Annotated in this window: 6 protein-coding genes (1 of these 6 running past the window's edge); 2 read left to right on the forward strand and 4 right to left on the reverse strand. The window is 59.8% G+C overall.

Annotated features, from left to right (window positions below; translation table 11 throughout):
* Positions 1-160 precede the first annotated feature (160 nt).
* The 4 genes from JOE29_RS25270 to JOE29_RS25285 all read right to left on the reverse strand — a co-directional run bounded on the left by JOE29_RS25270 (position 161) and on the right by JOE29_RS25285 (position 4,395).
* Entirely contained in the window at positions 161-1,615 is a 1,455-nt protein-coding gene (locus tag JOE29_RS25270) for an NAD(P)(+) transhydrogenase (Re/Si-specific) subunit beta (RefSeq protein WP_210079987.1), read from the reverse strand.
* A complete protein-coding gene (locus JOE29_RS25275) occupies positions 1,612-1,935 on the reverse strand; it encodes an NAD(P) transhydrogenase subunit alpha (protein WP_002555867.1) in 324 nt (107 codons plus the stop codon). Before JOE29_RS25275 ends, JOE29_RS25270 begins: the two co-directional genes overlap by 4 nt.
* 10 nt (positions 1,936-1,945) lie before the next feature.
* Positions 1,946-3,067 (reverse strand): Re/Si-specific NAD(P)(+) transhydrogenase subunit alpha, encoded by a 1,122-nt coding sequence (locus JOE29_RS25280; protein WP_210079988.1) that lies wholly within the window; start codon positions 3,065-3,067, stop codon positions 1,946-1,948.
* A 419-nt stretch (positions 3,068-3,486) separates the two neighbouring features.
* Positions 3,487-4,395 carry a LysR family transcriptional regulator gene (locus tag JOE29_RS25285; protein WP_017278858.1) on the reverse strand — a complete coding sequence of 303 codons (909 nt, stop codon included), beginning with the start codon at positions 4,393-4,395 and terminating at the stop codon, positions 3,487-3,489.
* Positions 4,396-4,548: 153 nt separating this feature from the next.
* On the opposite strand from JOE29_RS25285, the gene JOE29_RS25290 reads away from it, so the two are divergent.
* Positions 4,549-5,730, forward strand: a complete 1,182-nt coding sequence (locus JOE29_RS25290) for an acyl-CoA dehydrogenase (RefSeq protein WP_003340378.1) — start codon at positions 4,549-4,551, stop codon at positions 5,728-5,730.
* Between the two features lie 9 nt (positions 5,731-5,739).
* A protein-coding gene (locus JOE29_RS25295) for a CaiB/BaiF CoA-transferase family protein (protein ID WP_210080037.1) crosses the window boundary here: on the forward strand, positions 5,740-6,481 show its 5' portion. It continues 482 nt past the right edge of the window; 742 of the gene's 1,224 nt are visible here — the first part of the coding sequence; its start codon is at positions 5,740-5,742; its stop codon lies off the right edge, out of view.

Raw genomic sequence — 6,481 nt, forward strand, 5'->3', positions numbered from 1 at the left:
AAGCGAACGACAAGTCTAGAGCCTTGGTCGAGCTTCGTCCTGCTACCAAGGTCGCATTTGACCGCTCTAATTAGCGGGTTCCAGCGCAAAACACTGTTACGCGGAATGTAAAAAGCCCCGGTCGCCAAGCGAGCCGGGGCTTCAATGGAACGGGGTCAGGCTAGGCGTTTTCGACGGCCTTCACCATGTCCTCGATCACCTTTTTGGCGTCTCCGAAGACCATCATGGTTTTATCCAGATAGAACAATTCGTTATCCAGGCCTGCGTAACCACTGGCCATCGAGCGTTTGTTGACGATGATGGTCTTGGCCTTGAACGCCTCCAGAATGGGCATCCCGGCGATAGGGGATTTCGGATCGTTCTTGGCGGCCGGGTTGACCACGTCGTTGGCACCGAGCACCAGCACCACATCGGCCTGACCGAATTCGGAGTTGATGTCGTCCATCTCGAACACCTGGTCGTAAGGCACTTCGGCTTCGGCCAGCAGCACGTTCATGTGCCCGGGCATACGTCCGGCCACCGGGTGAATGGCGTACTTCACGGTGACGCCGCGGTGGATGAGCTTCTCGGTCAGTTCCTTGAGCGCATGCTGGGCGCGAGCCACTGCCAGGCCGTAGCCGGGCACAATGATCACGGTGTCGGCGTTGGTCAGCAAAAAGGTCGCGTCGTCTGCCGAGCCGGATTTCACCGGGCGTGCTTCGCGTGCGCCTGCAGGGCCGGCCGAGTCCGTTGCGCCGCCAAAGCCACCGCCGATCACGTTGAAGAACGAGCGGTTCATCGCCTTGCACATGATGTAGGAGAGGATCGCGCCCGAGGAGCCCACCAGTGAGCCCGCGATGATCAGCATCGAGTTGTTCTGCGAAAAGCCGATGCCGGCCGCTGCCCAGCCGGAATAGCTGTTGAGCATCGACACCACTACCGGCATGTCGGCCCCGCCAATCGGGATGATCAGCAACACACCGATGACGAAGGCCAGCGCCAGCATGATTGCAAAGGCAGTGAGGCTGCCGGTGAACATGAAGGTCAGGCCGAAGAACAGTGTGGCCAGGCCAAGGACCAGATTGAGCGTGTGCTGGCCGGCAAACTGTACTGGTGCGCCTTGAAAGAGGCGAAATTTGTACTTGCCCGAGAGTTTGCCGAAAGCGATGACCGAACCCGAGAAGGTGATCGCCCCGATGGCGGCCCCGAGGAACAGCTCCAGACGGTTACCGGCCGGAATCGCATCGCCCAGATTGCGAACGATGCCCAGTGATTGAGGCTCGACCACGGCTGCTATAGCGATGAACACTGCCGCCAGGCCGATCATGCTGTGCATGAACGCCACCAGCTCCGGCATTTTGGTCATTTCGACGCGCTTGGCCATGATCGAGCCGGCGGTTCCGCCCACCAGCAGGCCGACCACGATGTAGCCGATGCCTGCGCTGGTCCCTTCAGCGGTAGACAGCGCCGCGAGCTTGAACACCAGACCGATTGTGGTGATGACCGCCAGGCCCATGCCGAGCATGCCGAACAAGTTGCCACGGCGCGAGGTGGTCGGGTGCGACAAGCCTTTGAGTGCCTGGATGAAGCAGATCGATGCGATCAGGTACAGCAGGGTAACCAGATTCATGCTCATGACTTGGGCGCCTCATCCTTTGCCTTGGGGGCCTTTTTCCTGAACATTTCCAGCATCCGCCGAGTGACCAGAAACCCGCCAAACACGTTCACGGCCGCCAGTGCGACCGCCAGCGTGCCCATAGTCTTGCCCAGCGGGGTGACCGTGAGCGCGGCGGCGAGCATGGCACCGACGATGACGATGGCGGAGATGGCATTGGTGACCGCCATGAGCGGCGTGTGCAGCGCAGGCGTGACATTCCAGACCACGTGGTAGCCGACATAAATCGCCAGTACGAAAATGATCAGGTTGTAGACGCCGGGGGAAATCAGCTCTTCCATTGGTGTGTCCTCAGCCGTTCTTGCGGACAACTTGCCCGTCGCGGCACATCAGGCATGCGGCGACGATGTCGTCTTCGAGGTTGATCGAGAATGTGCCGTCCTTGTCGAACAGCAGCTTCATGAAGTCCAGCAGGTTGCGGGCGTAGAGCGCCGATGCATCGGCGGCGACCAGAGCGGGCAGGTTGGTGTGGCCGACGATGGTCACGCCGTGCTCGACAACCACTCGATCGGCAACGGTCAGCGGGCAGTTGCCGCCTTGTGCAGCGGCCAGGTCGATCACCACCGAGCCGGGCTTCATCTGCGCCACGGTTTGCGCGCCGAGGAGCACCGGGGCTTTGCGGCCGGGAATGAGCGCGGTGGTGATGACGATGTCCGACAGTTTCGCGCGCTCATGCACAGCGGCGGCCTGGCGTTGCATCCAGCTGGCCGGCATGGGTCGTGCGTAGCCGCCAACGCCTTCAGCGCATTCGCGCTCTTCGTCGGTCTCGTAGGGCACATCAATGAATTTCGCGCCCAGCGACTCGATCTGCTCCTTGACTGCCGGACGCACATCCGAGGCTTCCACCACTGCGCCCAGCCTTTTGGCGGTGGCAATGGCCTGCAGACCGGCAACGCCGGCGCCCAGGATCAGCACCCGTGCTGCTTTGACGGTACCGGCTGCGGTCATCAGCATGGGCATGAAGCGCGGGTAATGATGTGCGGCGAGCAGTACGGCCTTATAGCCCGCAATGTTGGCTTGCGAAGACAGCACATCAAGGCTTTGCGCCCGGGATGTGCGCGGCGCGGCTTCCAGGGCGAACGCGGTAATGCCACGTGCAGCCATTTTGCCGATCAGTTCGTTGTTGAAAGGGTTGAGCATGCCGACGACGACCGAGCCACTTTTGATCAGGCTCAGCGCCTCATCGTCAGGTGCGACGACCTTGAGAATCAGTTCGGCCGCATAGGTCTCGTTGGTGTCACCGATCACTGCGCCAGCAGCCTCGTAAGTGCTGTCCGGAACGCTGGCATGAATGCCCGCGCCGCTTTGCACCGTAACCCTGTGACCCTGGCTGATCAGCTTTTTGATGGTTTCCGGGGTAGCAGCTACCCGGGTTTCGCCCGCTTGTGTTTCGAGAGGAACACCAATGTGCACGACAAATCTCCTGCGCGATTTTTTATCGTTCGTATGTAGGCCAGTGCACTACGGCTGGTGCGTCTGGCTTGGCCAATCAGCACCCCCTTTGCAGCAGGGGCGGAGCATTTTGCAGGCGAAGTTTGCGGGCTTCAATACATTCTGTAACGAAACTATAGATGAACTACAAGTCACACTGTGACCTATTGTCGCACTGATCTGGCGAGGACCTTTATCTGTAAGGCTTGTGGCGCTATTCCTCACAAAAGACAGGTGATAGAAAATTTCTAGCGGAAAACCGGGCAAAGCGGCGAATAGGCCTAAAGACCTTATGAATAAAGGGTTATGCCGGTTTTTTTGTGATCAACGAGAAGTTACTTCATGGCGACATTAGGTTATATCTGTAGGTTATTTCAGATATGTACTACCTGATAGCGGGTTCAGGCGTTTTCCTGGGGCAACTGATAGGCGCAGGCCTGTCCCACCAGCCAGTCACGAAACGCAGTCAGCGATGCCGATTCCACTTTGCGCTCCGGAATCATCAGGTGATAGGCCTTGCTGCCGGGCAGTGAGCGGGGGTTTGCGATCACCAGACGCTTTTCCTGCAGTTCGCGTTGAATGAGGAAGGGGGGAATCAGAGCAACGCCCATGTCGTGCATGGCCGCCTGCGCCAGCATGGAGAACAGTTCGTAGCGCGGGCCGGTCATGTCGCGAGCGACATCCAGATCCTGCGCATTGAACCATTGGCGCCAGGCGTAGGGCCGGGTGGTCTGTTGCAGCAGCGGCAGTTCGGCCAGCTCGCGTGCCGTCAGGCTGTCGCGACCTTCAAGGAAAGAGGGGCTGCAGACCGGCATGGAGTTTTCGCCCATCAGCCGATGCGACTGGGTGCCGGACCAGTCGGCATCGCCAAAATAGATGGCGGCGTCGAAGTCGGTGTCGGCAAACAGGAACGGGCGGGTGCGGTTGGTCAGGTGGACCGTGACGTCGGGGTGCTTGTGCTGGAAGTCCTTCAGGCGCGGCAGCAGCCATTGAGTGCCGAAGGTCGGCACCACGGCGAGTTCGATGGCGTTGGCACCTTGCTGGCCCATGACCGACAGTGTGTCGCGCTCGACCGCGTCCAGTTGCTGGGACACACGACGACTATAGGACAGCCCGGCTTCCGTGAGCTTTACGCCCCTGCGCGAACGCCGGAACAGCTCAACGCCGAGAAACTCTTCCAGTCCGCCGATTTGCCGACACACAGCGCCTTGCGTGAGGGAGAGCTCATTAGCGGCCTTGGTGAAGCTCTCGTGACGGGCGGCTGCCTCGAAACTGACCAGTGCAGTAGTGCTGGGTATCTTGCGTCTCATGTACTTTATTCTCACTGATATTTTTGTTTTAGAGCGCAGTTATGTGTTACGGAGTGAGAAATTAGCACACGTGCTTGATAAAACCTCGTTTGTCGCTGGCATAGGCCAGGACTAGGATCGCTGCAGGATTTCATCTGAACGCGAGGAACTGGCATGAGCGGTAAGGCAAGCTTTAACTGGATTGATCCCTTGTTGCTGGATCAACAGCTCACTGAAGAAGAGCGCATGGTCCGCGACACGGCCGAGCAGTTCGCCCAGAGCAAGCTCGCCCCGCGCGTGCTGGAAGCGTTCCGTCACGAGAAAACCGACCCGGCTATCTTTCGCGAGATGGGCGAGGTGGGGCTGCTGGGTGCGACCATCCCGGAAGAGTTCGGTGGCAGCGGCCTGAATTACGTGTGTTATGGGCTGATCGCGCGTGAAGTCGAGCGCATTGATTCGGGCTACCGTTCGATGATGAGTGTGCAGTCCTCGCTGGTCATGGTACCGATCAACGAGTTCGGTACGCAGGCCCAGAAAGAGAAGTACCTGCCCAAACTGGCTTCGGGCGAGTGGATCGGCTGCTTCGGCCTGACCGAGCCCGATCATGGGTCCGACCCCGGAGCGATGATCACCCGTGCCCGTAGCGTCGAGGGTGGTTACCGCTTGAGCGGCAGCAAGATGTGGATCACCAACAGCCCGATCGCCGATGTGTTCGTGGTGTGGGCCAAGGACGATGCCGGTGATATTCGCGGTTTCGTTCTCGAAAAAGGCTGGGCAGGCCTGAGCGCTCCGGCCATACACGGCAAGGTCGGTTTGCGCGCATCGATCACCGGCGAGATCGTCATGGATAACGTGTTCGTGCCCGAAGAGAACATCTTCCCCGATGTGCGCGGTCTGAAAGGGCCGTTCACCTGCCTCAACTCGGCACGGTATGGCATTTCCTGGGGCGCGCTGGGTGCCGCAGAGTTCTGCTGGCACACCGCGCGGCAATACACCCTGGATCGCCAGCAATTCGGGCGTCCTTTGGCGGCCAATCAGCTGATCCAGAAGAAGCTGGCAGACATGCAGACCGAAATCACTCTGGCCTTGCAGGGTTGCCTGCGTCTGGGGCGCATGAAGGACGAAGGTACGGCTGCCGTGGAGATCACCTCGATCATGAAGCGCAATTCGTGCGGCAAGTCGCTGGATATCGCGCGTCTGGCCCGCGACATGCTGGGCGGCAATGGCATCTCGGACGAGTTCGGCATCGCCAGGCATCTGGTCAACCTGGAAGTGGTGAACACCTACGAAGGCACCCACGACGTGCATGCGTTGATTCTGGGGCGTGCGCAGACCGGCATTCAGGCTTTCTATTAAGGAGGGCTGATCATGGGGGCGCTTTCGCATATCCGGGTGCTCGACCTGTCGAGAGTCCTGGCCGGGCCATGGGCCGGGCAGATCCTTGCTGACCTCGGCGCTGACGTCATCAAGGTCGAGCGCCCCGGGTGTGGCGATGACACTCGCTCGTGGGGGCCGCCATTCCTTCAGGATGCTGCGGGCCAGAACACCACCGAGGCGGCTTATTACCTGTCCGCCAATCGTAACAAGCAGTCAGTCACTATCGACTTCACGCGTCCTGAAGGGCAAAGGCTGGTGCGCGAACTGGCGGCGAAGTCCGACATCGTGATCGAAAACTTCAAGGTCGACGGGCTGGCGGCTTACGGACTGGATTACGAGTCGCTGAAGGCAGTTAACCCGAGGCTGATTTATTGCTCCATTACCGGCTTTGGGCAAAGCGGGCCGTATGCGCGGCGTCCGGGTTACGACTTCATGATCCAGGCGCTGGGTGGCTTGATGAGCCTCACCGGTCTGCCGGATGGTGAAGAGGGTGCCGGGCCGGTGAAGGTCGGCGTCGCATTGACCGACATTCTGGCTGGGCTGTATTCGACGACGGCCATTCTCGCCGCTCTGGCGCACCGTGATCAAAGCGATATCGGCCAGTACATTGATATGGCGCTGCTGGATGTACAAGTAGCCTGTCTGGCCAACCAGGCCATGAACTACCTGACGACGGGAGTAGCGCCCAAGCGCCTGGGAAATGCTCATCCCAACATCGTGCCCTATCAGG

It is taken from the genome of Pseudomonas sp. PvP009, assembly GCF_017832995.1.
GTDB lineage: Bacteria > Pseudomonadota > Gammaproteobacteria > Pseudomonadales > Pseudomonadaceae > Aquipseudomonas > Aquipseudomonas syringae.

What these genes read in the sequence shown, in the direction of transcription:
- JOE29_RS25270 (WP_210079987.1), bottom strand. Translation starts at nt 1,615, where the DNA reads ATGAGCATGAATCTGGTTACCCTGCTGTACCTGATCGCATCGATCTGC.
- JOE29_RS25285 (WP_017278858.1), bottom strand. Translation starts at nt 4,395, where the DNA reads ATGAGACGCAAGATACCCAGCACTACTGCACTGGTCAGTTTCGAGGCA.
- JOE29_RS25275 (WP_002555867.1), bottom strand. Translation starts at nt 1,935, where the DNA reads ATGGAAGAGCTGATTTCCCCCGGCGTCTACAACCTGATCATTTTCGTA.
- JOE29_RS25290 (WP_003340378.1), top strand. Translation starts at nt 4,549, where the DNA reads ATGAGCGGTAAGGCAAGCTTTAACTGGATTGATCCCTTGTTGCTGGAT.